Source organism: Brachyspira alvinipulli ATCC 51933 (assembly GCF_000518245.1).
Classification (GTDB): domain Bacteria; phylum Spirochaetota; class Brachyspiria; order Brachyspirales; family Brachyspiraceae; genus Brachyspira; species Brachyspira alvinipulli.
Genome location: NZ_JADF01000020.1, coordinates 1 through 17,669 on the forward strand (window position 1 = coordinate 1; position 17,669 = coordinate 17,669).

The 17,669-nt window shown below is 27.8% G+C and carries 17 protein-coding genes; 6 read left to right on the forward strand and 11 right to left on the reverse strand.

Features of this window, described 5'->3' with window-relative positions; all coding sequences use genetic code 11:
- The first annotated feature begins 285 nt into the window (after positions 1-285).
- On the forward strand, positions 286-858 hold the full coding sequence (locus T324_RS0103135; RefSeq protein WP_038374990.1) for a LysM peptidoglycan-binding domain-containing protein: 573 nt from the start codon (positions 286-288) through the stop codon (positions 856-858).
- Positions 859-908: 50 nt separating this feature from the next.
- Here T324_RS0103135 and glgP read toward each other — a convergent pair whose 3' ends face one another.
- A complete protein-coding gene (glgP, locus tag T324_RS0103140) occupies positions 909-3,470 on the reverse strand; it encodes an alpha-glucan family phosphorylase (protein WP_028328927.1) in 2,562 nt (853 codons plus the stop codon).
- A gap of 409 nt (positions 3,471-3,879) precedes the next feature.
- Here glgP and aroF point away from each other — a divergent pair, with 409 nt between their 5' ends.
- The 4 genes from aroF to T324_RS16615 all read left to right on the forward strand — a co-directional run bounded on the left by aroF (position 3,880) and on the right by T324_RS16615 (position 7,577).
- Positions 3,880-4,923, forward strand: coding sequence for a 3-deoxy-7-phosphoheptulonate synthase (gene aroF / locus T324_RS0103145; protein ID WP_028328928.1), 1,044 nt, complete (start codon positions 3,880-3,882; stop codon positions 4,921-4,923).
- A 75-nt stretch (positions 4,924-4,998) separates the two neighbouring features.
- The gene (gene aroB / locus T324_RS0103150) at positions 4,999-6,066 is read left to right on the forward strand and encodes a 3-dehydroquinate synthase (protein ID WP_028328929.1); all 1,068 of its coding nucleotides are present in this window, start codon (positions 4,999-5,001) and stop codon (positions 6,064-6,066) included.
- A complete protein-coding gene (locus T324_RS0103155; RefSeq protein ID WP_028328930.1) occupies positions 6,059-6,751 on the forward strand; it encodes a hypothetical protein in 693 nt (230 codons plus the stop codon). The genes aroB and T324_RS0103155 overlap by 8 nt, the downstream gene beginning before the upstream one ends.
- 445 nt (positions 6,752-7,196) lie before the next feature.
- A complete protein-coding gene (locus tag T324_RS16615; protein ID WP_245580613.1) occupies positions 7,197-7,577 on the forward strand; it encodes a hypothetical protein in 381 nt (126 codons plus the stop codon).
- 238 nt (positions 7,578-7,815) lie between these two features.
- On the opposite strand, the gene T324_RS0103165 is transcribed toward T324_RS16615, so the two are convergent.
- The 5 genes from T324_RS0103165 to fusA all read right to left on the reverse strand — a co-directional run bounded on the left by T324_RS0103165 (position 7,816) and on the right by fusA (position 12,410).
- Entirely contained in the window at positions 7,816-8,247 is a 432-nt protein-coding gene (locus T324_RS0103165; protein WP_028328931.1) for a flavodoxin, read from the reverse strand.
- A 26-nt stretch (positions 8,248-8,273) separates the two neighbouring features.
- Positions 8,274-8,855, reverse strand: a complete 582-nt coding sequence (locus tag T324_RS0103170) for a DUF3793 family protein (protein ID WP_028328932.1) — start codon at positions 8,853-8,855, stop codon at positions 8,274-8,276.
- 126 nt (positions 8,856-8,981) lie between these two features.
- Entirely contained in the window at positions 8,982-9,395 is a 414-nt protein-coding gene (locus tag T324_RS0103175) for a hypothetical protein (protein WP_028328933.1), read from the reverse strand.
- A 22-nt stretch (positions 9,396-9,417) separates the two neighbouring features.
- Entirely contained in the window at positions 9,418-10,236 is an 819-nt protein-coding gene (locus tag T324_RS0103180) for a PTS sugar transporter subunit IIA (RefSeq protein ID WP_028328934.1), read from the reverse strand.
- Between the two features lie 86 nt (positions 10,237-10,322).
- Complete coding sequence (gene fusA, locus T324_RS0103185; RefSeq protein WP_028328935.1) at positions 10,323-12,410, reverse strand: elongation factor G; 2,088 nt, start codon at positions 12,408-12,410, stop codon at positions 10,323-10,325.
- Positions 12,411-13,052: 642 nt separating this feature from the next.
- On the opposite strand from fusA, the gene T324_RS18005 reads away from it, so the two are divergent.
- Positions 13,053-13,220 (forward strand): hypothetical protein, encoded by a 168-nt coding sequence (locus T324_RS18005; protein WP_156920141.1) that lies wholly within the window; start codon positions 13,053-13,055, stop codon positions 13,218-13,220.
- Between the two features lie 48 nt (positions 13,221-13,268).
- Here the strand turns inward: T324_RS18005 and T324_RS18385 are convergent, their stop codons facing one another.
- The 5 genes from T324_RS18385 to T324_RS0103215 form a co-directional block, all read right to left on the reverse strand.
- Positions 13,269-13,457, reverse strand: a complete 189-nt coding sequence (locus T324_RS18385) for a hypothetical protein (RefSeq protein ID WP_245580614.1) — start codon at positions 13,455-13,457, stop codon at positions 13,269-13,271.
- Between the two features lie 49 nt (positions 13,458-13,506).
- Positions 13,507-14,160, reverse strand: coding sequence for a hypothetical protein (locus T324_RS16620; RefSeq protein ID WP_245580615.1), 654 nt, complete (start codon positions 14,158-14,160; stop codon positions 13,507-13,509).
- 83 nt (positions 14,161-14,243) lie between these two features.
- Entirely contained in the window at positions 14,244-15,428 is a 1,185-nt protein-coding gene (gene metK / locus T324_RS0103205; protein WP_028328936.1) for a methionine adenosyltransferase, read from the reverse strand.
- Positions 15,429-15,544: 116 nt separating this feature from the next.
- The gene (locus T324_RS0103210) at positions 15,545-16,531 is read right to left on the reverse strand and encodes a vWA domain-containing protein (protein WP_028328937.1); all 987 of its coding nucleotides are present in this window, start codon (positions 16,529-16,531) and stop codon (positions 15,545-15,547) included.
- A 133-nt stretch (positions 16,532-16,664) separates the two neighbouring features.
- A complete protein-coding gene (locus T324_RS0103215; protein WP_028328938.1) occupies positions 16,665-17,669 on the reverse strand; it encodes an AAA family ATPase in 1,005 nt (334 codons plus the stop codon).

Sequence of the window (17,669 nt, forward strand, 5' to 3'; positions counted from 1 at the left end):
AATAAATAAATAAATAAATAAATAAATAAATAAATAAATAAATAAATAAATAAATAAATAAATAAATAAATAAATAAATAAATAAATAAATAAATCGCAGCTGTTTCATAAATAATCCCAACAATTTGTATTATAGTAAAATTATTTTTAAAAATCAATATAAAAATATAAAAGAAAAAAATTATACTAAATAAATTAAAAATAAAGAATATTTTAACGATAAAAATGTAAGTTAGTTTAATAAAAATTATGGAAATATTATAAAAAATTCCTATTATTTATATTATGAAAAAAATTATACTTTTTATTTTTATTTTTACTAATTTAGTATTTTCTACCCCTTTATTTATTCAAGAAACTCCTATAAAAACATATATAAAAAATAGAATTTTAAAAGAGGCTGAAAAAAAAGGAGATGAACAGACAATATATGAATTAACAAATGAAAATAAATTAATCATAACAAATAATAATATTATAACTAATAATACATTAATAATAACTAATGATATAGATTTTTCAAGATACAAAGAAAGAGGTTATGATATTACAATGGATGTACTTCCTAGATATTATACTGTAAGAAAAGGAGATACTCTTTTTAAAATATCATCTTATACATTTATATATGGCGAAAAGAATTTTTGGACTATTATATATAATGCTAATAAAAATCTTATCAAAAACACTTCTTCTTTACCAATAGGATTAAAACTTTTTATACCAAGCATAAGGGGTGAAACTAGATATTGGACATATGAACCTAAATTAGAATATGTACCGTTTAAGATGAAGATGGATTTAACATCAAATATGTATCAGGATTATCCTTTTATTATAAAAACTAAAGATGATTAAAAAAGGGCTCTTACATTAAGTAAAAACCCTTTATTAGTTATTCCTTTATATTAACCCCATATTATGAGTTTCATATCAAATTTATAACTTAAATCTTTATGATATGGATACATTCTTATAGCATAACCGCTTTGACCGCTGTTTGTACATTCTAAAACACCAGTGAAAGAATGTCTGCCGTTTCCTAAATCAGCAGAATGCTTCATCTCAACTACTATAGGATCTATAATCTCTTCTTTCATGCTTAATTTTCCATTATAAATTTCAACTTTCACAGAATCAGGAGCTATATCCCCTAAATTAACTATAGTTTTTACTTCAAACTTACTTCCAACTTTCAAGCTTCTTGAAGGCATTTCTGATATTGTGTTTTCAAATGAAACTTTAGACCATTTTGAGAAAATATCCTGTTTCCATGACTTTAATGCTTTAGCTTTTGCAAATTCATTTTCAGTCATATTAATATATCTCTTACTTGCATTGTTATAGAATTTATTAAAGTAATCAGCAACCATTCTATTAGTAGAGAATACAGGACAAACTGTTTGCATACTCCATTTCATAGCAGCAACCCATTGTCTAGGTATATTATCTCTTCCTCTTTCATAGAATAGAGGTATTATTTCATTTTCTAATACATTATAAAGAGCCTTACTTTCAACTTCATCTTGATATTCTAAATCGGTATACTCTTCTCTGTTACCAATAGGCCATCCATTTTGACCATCATAAGCTTCATCCCACCATCCGTCTAATACACTGAAATTCAAACCTCCGTTTGGTGGAACTTTCATGCCGCTTGTACCGCTTGCTTCTAAAGGTCTTCTAGGGTTATTAAGCCATACATCAACACCTTGAACCATATATCTAGCAACATTTATATCATAGTCTTCTAAGAATACTATATGATCTCTTAAATCTTCTCTACGGCATATTTCAGCAATATTTCTTATTAACTCTTTACCGCCATTATCATGAGGGTGTGCTTTACCAGCAAAAATAATTTGTACAGGTCTTTCAGAATTAGTTATAATATTTTTTAATCTCTCTAAATCTCTAAAAAGTAAAGTACCTCTTTTGTAAGTTGCAAATCTTCTTGCAAAACCTATTGTTAAAGCTTCAGGAGAAAGTATCTGATCTGCATGTTCTATTTCGCTCTTTGTGAATCCTCTGTTTATAATTTGTGCTTTTAATCTCTCACGGCAGAAATCAATAAGTCTTTCTTTTCTTCTTTCATGAGTTCTCCAAAGTTCAGCATCAGGAATTTTCTGTACTCTTTCCCAAATATCATATTCTAAAGGCTTAGTTCTCCAACGAGGTCCTAAATATCTGTCAAGCAAGTTCTGCATATCAAAAGATATCCAGCTTAAAGTGTGAATACCATTAGTAATAGAATCTATAGGAAGTTCATTAACAGGAACACCTTTCCAAATATCTTTCCACATAGCTCTTGATACATGTCCGTGAAGTTCACTAACTCCGTTATTTTCAGCAGATAAGTTCAAAGCAAGTACTGTCATACAGAAACTTTCTTTTTGATCATCAGGATTGATTCTTCCAAGTCTTATAAACTCATCCATAGTCATATCTATATGTTTAACATAATCTGTGAAATATTTCTGAATCATATCTATAGGGAATATATCATTTCCTGCAGGTACTGGGGTATGAGTTGTAAATATATTTGAACTATACACAACTTCTCTTGCAGCATTTTTATCTAAATGATTATTCTCCATTAACTGTCTTATTCTCTCTAAAGAAAGGAAAGCACTATGACCTTCATTCATATGATAAATAGTAGGTTTAATTCCTAATTTATCTAATGCCTTAACACCTCCTATACCAAGAAGTATTTCCTGCTGTATTCTAGTTTCTAAATTACCGCCGTAAAGCTGAGCAGTAATATCTCTGTCCTCTACACTATTTTCTTCTATGTTAGCATCTAAATAATAAAGCTCTATTCTTCCTACATTAGCTTTCCATATCTGTGCATAAACTTTTCTGCCAGGAAGATCAACATCAACCTTTAAAGTTTCGCCGTTTTTATCTAAAACTTTTTCTAAAGCTAAGTTAAAGAAATCATTTTCTATATCATATTCCTGCTGCCATCCATCAGCATTTAAATACTGTCTGAAATATCCTTTTCTGTATAAAAGACCTACAGCTACTAAAGGCAAACCTAAATCGCTAGCAGATTTTAAATGATCACCAGATAATATACCAAGACCGCCTGAATAATTAGGCAAAGATTCATGCAAACCATATTCAAAAGAGAAATATGCTATCTTTTCATTTTTTACTTTTACAGAATCGTCCAAATTATTATACCAAGTCTCCTGATTCATGTATGTTTTAAACTCATCATAAACTTCGGCCAAGCTCATCATAGCAGCATCATCATGCAGCATAGCATCGAAACGTTCTTGAATTGACTCTCCTAACACTCTTATAGGATTATGATCTCTTTTGTCCCAATTATCAATATCAATAGTTCTCAATAAAGTTACCGCTTTTTGGTTCCAACACCACCAAAAATTTTTAGTAATTTCTATAAGTGGTTCTAATTCTTTTGGTACAGATGGCGAAACCATATACTTATTTAATTTCATAAAATTACCGCCTTAAAAATTATTTTAGATATTTATTTTTATTGTATAATAAATATACAAGAAAATCAATGAATTTATTTATATTTATAGTGTTATATGTATTATATAATAATTATTATATGCATAGAATTTAATTTATTATCTATAAAAATTTTATATTCATAATTGACTTTTATTAATATTTCTATATAATATATTACTATGAAAGATAAAATTTTAACAAACTCTATTTACAGAAACAATTCTTTTTGCTTTCAATTCTTCTTTAACTTTTTTGGCGTTTAAGGCGCCAGTATATTCTATAATTTCACAAACAAATAAACACTTATAAAATTAATTTTTTTATTACTAACTAATTTTTTCAAAAACGTAATTAACATAATATTTTAAATTAAGGAGATCAATAACTATGATTATTGTAATGAAACCAAATGCTAAAGAAGAATATATAAATAATATAACAGACAGACTTATTAATGCAGGACTAGGTACAAATAAAATAGTAGGTGTTGACTGTACTGTTATAGGTATAGTAGGAGATACTTCCAAAGTAGACAGAGAATTAATGTCAACTTTACCAGGTGTTGCAAGAGTTTTGAAAGTTCAAGAACCTTTCAAAAGAGCAAACAGGGCATTCAAAAAAGAAGATACAATTGTTGATGTAAGCGGGGTTAAAATCGGTGCAGGAAAACCCGTTATAATAGCAGGTCCTTGTTCTGTTGAAAGTGAGGAGCAAGTTATTAATATTGCTAAAAGTGTTAAAGCTGCTGGTGCTTCAATACTTAGAGGTGGAGCTTTCAAACCTAGAACTTCACCTTATGCTTTCCAAGGACTTGCACTTGACGGACTTAAAATATTAAAATTAGCAAAAGAAGAAGTAGGTATTCCTATAGTTAGTGAAATAGTTTCTATAAGACATTTAGAAGAATTTGAAAATACTGTTGATATGATACAAATCGGTGCTAGAAATATGCAGAACTTCGAGCTTTTAAAAGAAGTTGGAAAATTAAAAAAACCAATACTTTTAAAAAGAGGACTTGCTAATACTATGGAAGAATGGCTTATGAGTGCTGAGTATATACTTGATAAAGGAAACAGCGATGTTGTATTATGCGAACGCGGTATAAGAACTTTTGAAACTTATACTAGAAATACTTTCGATGTTTCTGCTATACCTATGATAAAAAGAATGAGCCATTTGCCTGTAATAGGTGATCCTTCTCATGCAAGCGGTAAATCTTGGATGGCACTTCCTTTAACTCTTGCTGCTCTTGCTGCTGGTGCTGATGGTATGATAATAGAAGTACATAATGATCCTGAACATGCTTTATGCGACGGAGCTCAGTCTATAAAACCTGATGTTTTCCAAGATATAATGGAATCTGTTAATATGATGTCTGATACTGTAAGCAAAATAAAAGAAAAACATAATGGAAAAATATATACAAAATAATTAATGAATTTATAAAGGCGGATGGTTATAAATCTATTCGCCTTTTAATTATATAAAAATTAAACGGATTATTTTATGAATAAAGTAGAAGTAAGAATAAACAATAGTTTAAATACCCAAATAAATTATGATATTTTAGTTCAAAAAGGATTAATAAAAGATACTGGCAAATTAGTAAAAAATATACTAAGAGGAAAAAGAGCTTTAATTGTAACGGACGATATAGTTAATGAACTTTATACTAACATAGTTAAAGAAAGTTTAGAAAAAGAAAATATTATAGTTTCTACATGCGTGTTAAAAAACGGAGAATCAAATAAAAACATAGAAAGCGTTATTAATATTTTTTCTTCATTAGCAAAAAATGAATTAAGCCGCAAAGATATTATAATTGCCTTAGGAGGCGGAGTTATAGGAGATATGGCTGGATATGCTGCTGCTGTTTGGATGCGTGGTATTGATTTTGTGCAAATACCTACAACATTGCTTGCCTGTGTAGATTCTTCTGTGGGAGGAAAAACAGGCATAAACATAAAAGAAGGTAAGAATTTAGTAGGTGCTTTTCATAGTCCTAAACTTGTTATAATAGACAGTGACACTTTACTATCTCTTCCAAAAAGAGAATTTAATGCTGGAATGGGTGAAGTTATTAAGCATGCATTTTTATTTGATGAAGAACTTTTAAAATATATAGAAAATCATTATTATAATGGAAATGATTTAGATATGGATTTTGTGCTTAAAAGAAACTGCGAATTAAAAGCTCATATTGTGGAAATAGATTATAAAGAACAGAAAGAAAGAATGTTTTTAAACTTTGGACATACTATAGGGCATAGTGTAGAAAATTCTGCAGGTTATGGAGTTTTACTTCATGGCGAGGCGGTTGCTATAGGTATGATTTTTGCTATAGAGTATGGTATTAAAAAAGGAATAACCAAAGATAAAAACATATTAGAAAGAGCTAAAAATATATTAACAAAAGTTCCTCTGCCTATTTCAATACCTGATAATGTAAATTTAAAAGAAGCGGTTAAACTTGATAAAAAAAGAACAAATGATAAAATCAATTTCGTATTTTTAGAATCTATTGGAAAACCTTGTGTTGAAAAAGTGGGTATGGAGGATATTTTAGATGAATAAATTTACTTTGGTTATGCTATTTTCTATTGTTATGCTAATATCATGTGCAAATAATAATTCTGATAATAAAAAATATAATACAGCAGAAACAAAATCAGATAAAAAAATAGAATATCTTGATACGAAATTTGAAGTAATAGATGTTGTTACAGTTGATATAGAAGATGATAATTATACCAATATAGATAAATATTTTATAGAAACTCTAAATGCTTATAAAGTACACAATACAGATACAATTAATATAAATGGAAACAAATGTTATATTTCCAGTGTATATACTATTAATATTGATGATGAAAGTTTTTATGAAAAAAAAGATAGTGAGAATTATATTTATATAAGTTTATGGGAACTAAATAACAATAAGGCAAATTTTATTTCTGGTTTTTATCCTAATACTATAGGTTCTGAATGGGTAGGTGATATAATTTCTCATGTAAGTAATAATGTTCTTGAATTTGAAATAGAACGTTATTCAATGAGCCATTCATATATTAATAGTTATAGGTTTGATATAGTTGAAAGTAATAATATAATTGATTTTTATCTTATTGATTTTTCAGAAAAAACTCCTGAGACAGATTCTGAAACAGGTGAAATATTAATGACTGAATACTTATTTGATCATGATAATATTATAATGGATAATCTTGATAAGGATTACGGATATTACAATTTTTAATTAAAGAGTAATAAAAATTAAATTTGCTTAATAAAGAAACTATGCCAAAATTAGTTTTCTATTTTTAGATAAAATACAGATATTACAAGATATAAAGTTAAAACACTTGCATTTTTAGTTCTTTTTGCGGCTGGAAAAGAACAACAAAAAAATTACAAAATTAAAAATTATTCCTTTTTAATTTAAAACACATCATTTATTTTCTGTAATAATAAGCAATCAGACGCATATATAGAGAGGATTATACATAATATTATTATATGCTGTGCGGCTTGCCTACACGAAGTATACCAGAATATATAGACAAATACTTGACAAACTTAAAATTTTTTAGTATTTTTTTGGAAAACTGAGTATGGAAAATATTTTAAATGAATAAATTTACTTTGGCACTTATACTTTCTATCGTTATGCTGTATTATGTGCTGCTAATATAAAAATAAAGGTGATAGATACTGCTTCAGTTGATATAAAAAATAATAATTACGCTAATATAGATAAATATGTTATGGAAACTTTAGATGCTTATAAAGTATATACAAATAAATATCATGATATAATTAACATAAATGGAAATAAATATTATATTTCTAGTGTATGTACTATTAATATTGATGATGAAAAACAATATATGGAGGATTATATTTATATAAGTATATGGAAATTAAATAATAATAAGGCAGATTTTGTTTCTGGTTTTTATCCCATTAGTGCATCTTCAGAAATAGATTATATATATTCTAATATTACTAATAATATGCTTGAATTTGAAATAGCTCGTTATTCTACTAGCTATCAATATGTTATTATTATAAATTTAATATAGTTGAAAATAATAATACAATTAATTTTTATCTTACTAACTTTTCAGAAGAAACTTCTGAGCGGAATTATGATACAGAAGAAATATTAGATGTTGAATATATATTTGAACATGACAATGTTAATATGAATGATCTTGGTAAAGCAGGTTATGGATATTATAATATTTAATTAATAAATAATTAAGAGGCATTAACTTTTTATAAGCTAATGCCTCTTCATTATTAGGATTTATTAATTGTTTATGCTTTCATCAATGCTTCACCTAAACCTACGCATTCATTTACAATAGAATCATCCGGAGTAAGATTTGCAATTAAACCATCTTTAACTAAAGATGCCCCAGCAGAATTTACATCATCTTGCCAACTTCTCATCCACTCTCCATCTCCCCAATCATAAGAGCCAAATAAAGCAACTTTCTTTCCAGATAAGTTTCCTCTTATAGAATCATAAAAAGGCTGGAACTCTGATTCTTCCAACACTTCATCACCCATAGCAGGACAACCCAATGCTAATTTAGAATAATTATCTATACTACTGCTGTCAAATCCTGATACACTGAATATATCCGCATTTCCGCCTGCATTTTCTACTCCTTTTTTTACATTTTGAGCCATAATTTCAGTATTACCTGTACCACTCCAATATATTATTGCTATTTTATCACTCATATTATTACCTCCAATTATTTAATATTTTAACTGAATATATATTGTTTTCTATAATTATCATAATCATCCATTATTTCAAGAATATCCTTTCCATTTTGAAATGTATTCATATAAAAATTTCTGCATTTATTATAACTATCAAAAATTTTTATGGCTTCGTTTTTATTATGATATACTTTCCAATAACCTGTATAAAGACTATTTTTACCATAATTATTAATAAAGCCGTATATGTCCATAAGCGGATATCCTAAAAATATACCTATTTCATGAGGAAATGTTTTTGAATACTGCATTCTGTTTTTTAAAAGCTCTATATTTTTATATATATTTTTTGAGCTGTATCCGTAGCATTCTAAAAAACTAAAAATATCATCATTAAAAATATAACTCTTAAGCCTATTTCTATTATAAACATAAACTATAACTTTGGAATCATAATCCTTTATTATAGATACATTTATACCTCTGCTGCTTAGAATTTTATTATAAGATGATATTTTTTTATATACTTCATATATAGACTTATATTGATAGGTGAATATATTAGCTATTTTTATACCTGATAAAGTAGGTGCACAGTGATTAATAATTAATTCATCAAACATATATATACCTCTTATTGTTAGAGTATTCTAACATATATATTTTAGAATGTCAACACAATTTGTTATATTAATCTAACTTTTTAGTGAAAAAATTGATAAATTCAAAACATTTAAAATAATATTAAATTATCTTATAGAAGTTTTAACTTCAGCAACAAATGTAGAATCTTGATTATCTTTAACTGTTACTTTTGCATCGTAAATTCCAGAAGGAAGATATTTACCATTTTTATCCAACCCAGACCATATACATGCTGCTGTTGTTTCATTAGGAAGTACATTAGTTAATGTCTTAGTATCCATTAAATCCCCACTTTGAGAATATATTTCCAATTTAGCATCAATAATCTTACCGCTATTTATAGAAACTTTATATATAGTATATTCCTTAGCTGGAGCAAACGGATTTGGATAATTATAAAACTCTGAAATGTTAGAGCTAGGTTTATTAGGCGAGCATGAAATATAAAGGAAAGCTAAAAGAAGCAATATAAATATATTTCTTTTAGCTCTCCATATTTTTAAGAAACTATTTATCATTAAATAACTTACTTTCCATTAATTAGTCAGTAGTGAATAATATTCTTCCGCAATGGAAACACATTATAATCTGATTTTGTCTTCTAACTTCATTAACAGTCATTTTAGGTATAGCTACATTACAAGCACTGCATTTATAGTTTTCTATTTTAGCTAAAGCCTCGCCTTTATTTTCTTTAATTCTTTTATAGTTTTCTAATACGGCAACATCAATTTTGCTTAATATAGTATCTTTATACTTTTTGTACTCTTCTAAAACAACATCTGATTTTTGCTGAGAGTGAGTAGAACTGTAAAGCTCATAAGCTTTAATTTGTATTTCAGCTCTTTCAAGCTCTATTAAGAATTTTATCTGTTTTTCAGCCTCAAATTTTTCATCTAATTTCTTGAAAGATTCTAAAACACTTGAAAGTTCATCATAGCTTTTTGTAGCCATAACTTTATCAAGTATTTCTTTTTGGTTTACTAAGAAGAAAATCTGAGAAAGATTTAAAAGATAATCTTGAGGGTTATCAAGATCAGAAAGTATAGCAAATACAAGTTTAACTGGACTTTTCTCATCAGAATCTGAGTCATAGTTAATCTCATCTTTTAAAAATCCTACAAATATGTCTGTTTTACCATAATTTTGAATTCTTCCATGCGGTACAGCAACACCATTACCAATATTAGTTGTGTATTCATCTTCACGTTTTTTGAATGCATCAAATATAGCATCTGCTGAAGCAGAAGCAACCGGTGCAATTTTTTCACTTAACGCTCTAAAAAGTGATTCTTTATCCTTTGATTCCAAGTTCTCAAATACATGTTCTTTTGTAATTTTGTCAATTATTTTGAGCATACAATCTCCTAATTTTATACATATTAAATTATTATATTATAGTATATAAAAAATATCAACTTTATTTTTTATATACAAGCCAAATTTCATTCTCCGTTACCAAGCAAAGCATTTCTTTCCTCTATCACTTTATCAGCTAAAGGACCTGTAAGTTCTTGATAATGAGAATGTTCCATTTCAAAAGTACCTCTTCCAGATGTAGATGCTTTCATTTCTATAGAATATGTAAGCATTTCGGAAAGCGGAACCTCTGCCTTAATCATTTGTACTGTATTTGATGCTGCCTCCATACCTAAAATTTTTCCTCTTTTTCCGGTAAGTTCATTCATTATAGAACCAGTAAACTCTTCTGGAACATAAACTGTAACTTTCATAACAGGCTCTAATAATACGGGGCTTGCATTCTTAAATGCTTCTTTTGCCGCCATAGAACCAGCTATTCTAAATGACAATTCATTAGAGTCTACATCATGGTATTTACCGTCAAAAAGTCTAACTTTAATATCAACCATAGGATATTTTCCTAAAGGACCTTGCGCCATAGCATCCTGTATACCCTTTTCTACACCAGGTATATACTGCTTAGGAATAGCTCCTCCAAATATATCATTAACAAATTCATATCCGCCGTCACGTGGAAGAGGCTCTACTTCTAAATGTACCTCACCAAATTGACCGCTTCCTCCTGATTGTTTCTTATGTCTGTATTGAGCTTGTGCTTTCTTTCTTATAGTTTCTCTGTAAGCTACTCTAGGAACACTTTGTTCTATTTCTGCTTTAGTAAGAGACACTACCCTATCCAATGCCAATTTAACTTGCAAATCTCCCATAGCTTTTATGATAGTTTCTTTGGTTTCACTGTCAAATTCAACATGGAAAGTTAAATCTTCCTGAGATATAGTATCCAATACCTCTAATGCCTTAATATCATTTTTAAGTATTTTTATAGCTGTAAAATATATAGGCTGAGGTATTTTTAAAGGAGCAAATTGGAAAGGAGAACTAGGGGTACTTATTGTATCTGCAGTTCTGCAGTCAGATAGTTTTGCCAAAACTCCTATATCTCCTGCTGTAATTGTATCTGCTTCAATTTGTTTCTTTCCTCTAGCCATGTATATGTGAGAAACTTTTTCTTTTTTACCTGTTCTTGAATTATATATTTCATCTCCGCTTTTTATAGTACCGGAACGAACTTTAAAGAAAGATATTCTTCCTGCATATTGATCTATTGTAGTTTTAAATACTAATGCTGCGAAAGGATCATCTCCTAATATAGTTCTCTCTGCTTCTTCGCCAGTTATAGGGTTTTTACCATTTGTTGCAGGAACATAAGAAGGAGAAGGCATATATCTTATTATAGTATCAAGTACAGCTCCCATTCCTATATCTCTAATAGAAGTACCAAAAAGAATAGGAACAACTTTATATTGAAGTATAGATTTTGTTAATGCCTCTATATATTCTTCATCAGTAAACTTTCCTCCTTCCAAAAATCTTTCAGTAAGAGTATCGTCCACTTCACAAACTAATTCTTTTAATCTATCGCGTGTAGCTCTGTATTCATCATAATATTCTTCTGGAATTTCTGCCTCTATTATTTTTCCATTTTCATCTCTAAAGAAAGCTTTATGATAAATAACATCTATTATACCTTTAAAATCTTTACCATTACCCATAGGAATTTGTATAGGTACTACAGGTGGTTCTTTAAAGTTATTTTCTATTTTTTCTAATAAAGCTTTATGATCAACCATTTCTTTATCTATTTTATTAACAAATATAATTCTAGGTCTTTTAAAACTATTAGCCATTTGCCAATGTTTTTCTGTTTCTATTTGTATTCCAAATTCAGCATCTATCACAACAATACAAGATTCTGCTACTCTTAAAGCTGGTGTAATCTCTCCACTAAAATCACCCGACCCAGGAATGTCCAGCAAATTAATTTTATGATCTTTCCATTCAATAAAACTCAAAGAAGTACGTATAGACATTTTTTGCTTAATTTCTTCGTCTGTGTAATCGCTGACTGTAGTACCTCTCTCAATTTCACCTTTCTTATCTATAGATTTAGATCTAAAAAGTAAGGCCTCATTTAAAGTTGTTTTCCCGCTTCCAACATGCCCTAATATGGCAACATTACGGATACTTTCTGGGTTATAAATTTTTCCCATAGACATTCCTCCTTTGATAACAGGTAATTATTTTGTGATATAATAGAGTATTTATTATATTATTGGATTTGTTTCTAAAGAAGCTTAAAGAATAAGCTGTTTCATAGAAAACTAAGTAATGCATGATAATTTAAGTATAGTAAAAAAAACATCAAAAATCAAATTTTATATATACTTTTTACTACAAATAATAATTTCATATCATTAATAAATAATTTTAAATTTATAAATTAATTAGAAATCAAATCTATTGCCAGTATAAATAAAACAATTTTTATTATAGTTAAAAAATATAAAAACAAAACAAATCCAATATATGAGTAAATAAATTTGTTTACTAAAATTACTACTTCAAAGCAATTAAAAGATAAAAATTCAAATTATAAATCAACAATATATTTTTACGTAGAGCTCAAGTCAAACTCTATGGGCATAACAAATGATGGAAAATAAACATAGTGAAACAATAAAAGCTAATGATTTCCTTAATATTGTTGTATATTCTAATGCTAATAAAGATATGCTTTCAAAAAATGTGCAGTATCAAATATAAATTTAGAAGATACATGGAGAAATGTTTTAAATGATAATTCTAAATTTATGATAATAGATAATAAAAAACTAATTGAGGCATTATAAACATTGTTAGAATTAATAGAATATGATGGTATAGATTATAAAAAAATTGTTTTTGATATAGATGTTCCTCGTTTTATAGCTAATATATTAAGACATTATAAAGAAAAAGTAAAAAATAAAATAATTAATGAACTCAATGATTTTTTAACTTATTTGAAAACTAGATATTAATAAAAGCATACTAATATGCATTATAAATATTAGTATGCTTTTTATAATTTAGAAATTTTTTATTTTTAATTCATTACAGAAATCTTTAAATTGATTTAAGTCTAGTACAAACTGATTGAATAATGCATATCCCATAAATGAGGACACAGCAAATTTAATTTCTATATTTTGTAATTTCTTTTGTGTTTTTACTGCTTCTTCATATATTCTATAAGTTAGTTCGCTTCTAGGATTCATATCGGCAAACAAAATAATATATTCTGTTTTTTCATCTAATTTTTTGATATCATCTGCATTTTTCTCTGCTCCGCTGCTTAAATTTATTAATCCTAGTTCCTTTAATTCTGTAAATTGAATCAGTGTTTGTTTTTTTTAAATCCTCAAGATGAGAATGTCCGTCTAAATATAAGATATCATTAAAATGTTTATCCATATTATCAAAAGCATTTTTACCATATTTCATTTCTACTATACTCAATTGACATTTACTAATATCTTTACGATCAGTCCATTTAAAACCAACTATATCAAATCGGCATTCTTTCATATCAGAATCTATACTTTCAACATCAACAAAATAATAATCTGACTCTAATGCTAATTTAGATTTTGTATTTGTTCTAACAATAAGCTGTTGGAATTCTTTTTCTGTTTGGAATTTACTTATATTTGTATCAATTAAATTTTTTAATAGTCCTATATTATTAATCCAATCATATATACTAGATATAGTTAATGAAGAATTTACAAGATATGCCTTATTATAAATTGACTTATCTACTCCAATACCATCTTCAAATTTTAAAATACTTACGCCTCTATAATAAACATTAATATAATTGTTTCTTATACAAAATAACAAAGTATCATCTTTTTTTACTATATCAACAATTTTTATTAAATCACAATTTTTTATAAAACTACCACTTAATTTTCTCATATTGTTTACATCCTTAACAAAAGGCTTGCTAATATTTCAATATTAACAAGCCTTGAATGTTTAAAACTATATTAAATAATTAATTATTTAGCATTAGAAAATAAATGTTTAAGATCTGTTTTCTCCCAAGTAAACTCTGGAAGTTCTCTTCCAAAGTGTCCATATGCTGTAGTTTTTTCATATATAGGTCTTCTTAAATCCAAAGTTTTGATTATACCTGCAGGAGTTAAATCAATTTGTTTAGTAATGATAGCTGCTAATACTTCATCATGAACTTTGCAAGTACCAAAAGTATTAACATATACTGATAAAGGTTCAGGTACTCCGATAGCATAAGCAAATTGTACTAAAGCTCTATCAGCTATTCCAGAAGCAACAATGTTTTTAGCAACATATCTAGCCATATAGCAAGCACTTCTGTCTACTTTTGTAGGGTCTTTACCAGAGAAAGCACCGCCTCCATGTGCACCATGTCCGCCGTAGCTGTCTACTATGATTTTTCTTCCTGTTAATCCGCAGTCTCCCATAGGTCCGCCTACTACAAATGAACCTGTTGGGTTAATATAATATTTTGTGTTTGCATCAAGCATATTAGGAGGACATATTTCATTAATGACATGTTTTTTAATATCTGCTTCTATTTGCTTGTGCTCAACACCGGCAGCATGCTGAGTAGAAATAACAACAGCTTCTATTCTAGCAGCTTTACCATCTTTATATTCAACAGTAACCTGACTTTTACCATCTGGTCTCAAATAGTCAACTATTTTATCTTTTCTAACCTTTGTTAAACGTTCTGCCAATCTATGAGCTAAATGTATAGTTAAAGGCATAAATGTTTCAGTTTCATTTATAGCATAACCGAACATTATACCTTGGTCACCTGCACCTTCAGAAACATTTGATGATTCAGAATTAAATAATCCCTTACCAGCACTTACTCCCATATCTATATCTGGGGATTGTTCTGCAATAGCTTCCATAACTGCACAAGTATCAGCGTCAAATCCCATATCGCTGCTTGTATATCCTATTCGCCTTACGGTATCTCTAGCGATTTTTTGATAATCCAATCTAGCTTTTGTAGTAATTTCTCCAGCAATAATAAGCATTCCTGTTTTCGCTAAAGTCTCGCACGCAACTCTAGAATTAGGATCTTGTTTTAAACATTCGTCTAAGACTGCATCGCTTACAGCATCGCAAATCTTATCAGGATGGCCTTCTGTTACCGACTCAGAAGAGAAGTGATAATTTTTTATCTCAGCCATAGTTTTACCTCTTTTTTAAAATATAATTAAGCAATTGTATATTAATTAACATAAATAGTCAAGAAAATATTTAATAATTATTATGATTTAGTATAAATATCTATGAAATAATAAATCTAAGGTATTATTAAAAATCTAGTTGTAGAAAGTATAATACTAAGACAAATACAAATTAAAGCCATTATTATAAAAGGCTTATAAAGTTCTTTGTATTGAATTAAGTCATCATCTAATATTGGTTTTTTCTCTATTCTGTCTATTGTGTTATAAACATTATCTAATGCTGAACTTGTTTTAGCATTAAAATATTTTCCTCCAGTAATAGATGCTATTTCTATTAAACTTTTTTCATTCAATGTAAAATCTGCCCTTATTCTTCTGCGTCCGTAATTAGGATCATCATAAGTAACCCAAGCATGACTTCCATTAGCATCACCTATTCCTATTGTATATACTTTTATACTAAAATTTGACGCTATTTCAGAAGCTAATTTAGGATCTATTTCTCCGGAATTATTTTCACCGTCTGTAAGAAGTATAATAATCTTTTCATTGTCATCTTTAACGCTTCTAAGCATATCAACAGCCGTAGCAATACCAAGTCCTATTGAAGTTGAACCCTCTTCATCTATCTCTATTTTATTTATTTCTTCCTCCAAAGATGTATAATCAAAAGTTGCAGGAGACAGCACAGAAGCACGCAAAGCAAATGATACTAAACTAATTTTATCAAAATTTCTCTTTTTTATAAAATCTATCATAGTTTTTTTGGAAGCTTCAAGTCTTGTAGGAGCCATATCTTCAGCCATCATAGAAGGAGAAACGTCTACTACAAGTGAAATATAAATACCCTCCCCATTGATATCTGATAAATGGGAAATTTTAGCAGGACGGGCTAAACCTATAATAGAAAATGCAAGTGCCAAAATAATAAGTGCAAATGGTATATCTTTTACATAATATCTTGATTTTAATACATTAGACATACTTACTCTAGGATGTTTTACAGAATAAGAATGATTCTTTCTAGTTTGTATATATAAAAATATTATAATAGGCAGAGTTAACAGCAAGAATAAAAATTTCGGAGATACAAAAGTCATTTACACATTTTCCTAATCATAATTTATTATTAAAACACAAAAAACAATATAAAGTAATATTTAGTCAATCATTATACTAAAATACAAATAAAAGTAAAGTATTAAATTATTAACTTTATTAGCTGTATAACATTTATTTAAATAAACTATCTATTATAGAAACAGCCTTTTTAAATCTTAACTGATAATCACCGTTTATAGAATGATATTTTATATTCAAACTATTAAGTATATCTTTTATCTTATTACTGTATTTTACTCTGTCATTTTTTATAACTTCGCTTCTGTCGCCGTCTTGAACAAAATCAACATCAGGCTCTAAGAATAATATCAAATCGTATTTATTTATATGTATAATAGCTTTTGCAAGCCTTTCATTATCAATAATATTTTCATCTTCTAAAAAATGCATATAAAAATTTGTAATTATAGCATCAGTATCAATAAATAATATTTTATTGCTATACTCTATTGCTTTAATTTCATTTAATTTATGAGTAAGAAGTATTTCAGTAAAATCTTCTGAAAGCATAAGCAAATCAGTACCTGACTTTTCAGATAATCCTCTGCCTGCTTCTTCTATATAATTGGTATTATAATAATTTGCTAAATTAATTGTGAGAGTAGATTTTCCTGTGCTTTCGCTTCCTAATAATAAAACTTTTTTTGTATAATAAGGCTTTACTATATTAGGCAGATAATCCCAATACTTATAAACATTCTCTCTGATTTTTGATGAGCTTATTTCATTTCTTTCTATGAATATTAACTTTGAATCTTTATAGTGTCTAGTATAAAATGAATCTCTATTCTTATAATCATCTCCGCAAAATACAGCATCAATTTTTTCCCCTATAGCATTTTTTATTTTTATAGAATCTGCTTCCCATAAATCTTCTGTATATTCTTCTTTTGTTTTTGCTTCATCTTCTATAAATATAATTTTCACATTTCCAATATGCTTTGTTAATTGATAAAGCCAGCGGTATCTTATTTTTTTACCAATTTCATTTCTGTTATTTCCTACAGCCAAAACAATATAAAGTTTTTTGCATTGATTGGCAGCTTCTATTATGCATCTTACATGTCCAAGATGAAGAGGATTAAAAGAACCTCCGTACATTCCTACATTATACAT

Bases quoted from the DNA above. Each gene is read 5' to 3' on its own strand.
- T324_RS0103135 (WP_038374990.1), top strand. From the start codon at position 286: ATGAAAAAAATTATACTTTTTATTTTTATTTTTACTAATTTAGTATTT.
- T324_RS0103165 (WP_028328931.1), bottom strand. From the start codon at position 8,247: ATGAGTGATAAAATAGCAATAATATATTGGAGTGGTACAGGTAATACT.
- glgP (WP_028328927.1), bottom strand. From the start codon at position 3,470: ATGAAATTAAATAAGTATATGGTTTCGCCATCTGTACCAAAAGAATTA.
- T324_RS0103180 (WP_028328934.1), bottom strand. From the start codon at position 10,236: ATGCTCAAAATAATTGACAAAATTACAAAAGAACATGTATTTGAGAAC.
- fusA (WP_028328935.1), bottom strand. From the start codon at position 12,410: ATGGGAAAAATTTATAACCCAGAAAGTATCCGTAATGTTGCCATATTA.
- aroF (WP_028328928.1), top strand. From the start codon at position 3,880: ATGATTATTGTAATGAAACCAAATGCTAAAGAAGAATATATAAATAAT.
- metK (WP_028328936.1), bottom strand. From the start codon at position 15,428: ATGGCTGAGATAAAAAATTATCACTTCTCTTCTGAGTCGGTAACAGAA.
- T324_RS18385 (WP_245580614.1), bottom strand. From the start codon at position 13,457: ATGAATCCTAGAAGCGAACTAACTTATAGAATATATGAAGAAGCAGTA.
- T324_RS0103170 (WP_028328932.1), bottom strand. From the start codon at position 8,855: ATGTTTGATGAATTAATTATTAATCACTGTGCACCTACTTTATCAGGT.
- T324_RS0103175 (WP_028328933.1), bottom strand. From the start codon at position 9,395: ATGATAAATAGTTTCTTAAAAATATGGAGAGCTAAAAGAAATATATTT.
- T324_RS16620 (WP_245580615.1), bottom strand. From the start codon at position 14,160: ATGAGAAAATTAAGTGGTAGTTTTATAAAAAATTGTGATTTAATAAAA.
- aroB (WP_028328929.1), top strand. From the start codon at position 4,999: ATGAATAAAGTAGAAGTAAGAATAAACAATAGTTTAAATACCCAAATA.
- T324_RS0103210 (WP_028328937.1), bottom strand. From the start codon at position 16,531: ATGACTTTTGTATCTCCGAAATTTTTATTCTTGCTGTTAACTCTGCCT.
- T324_RS0103155 (WP_028328930.1), top strand. From the start codon at position 6,059: ATGAATAAATTTACTTTGGTTATGCTATTTTCTATTGTTATGCTAATA.
- T324_RS0103215 (WP_028328938.1), bottom strand. From the start codon at position 17,669: ATGTATAATGTAGGAATGTACGGAGGTTCTTTTAATCCTCTTCATCTT.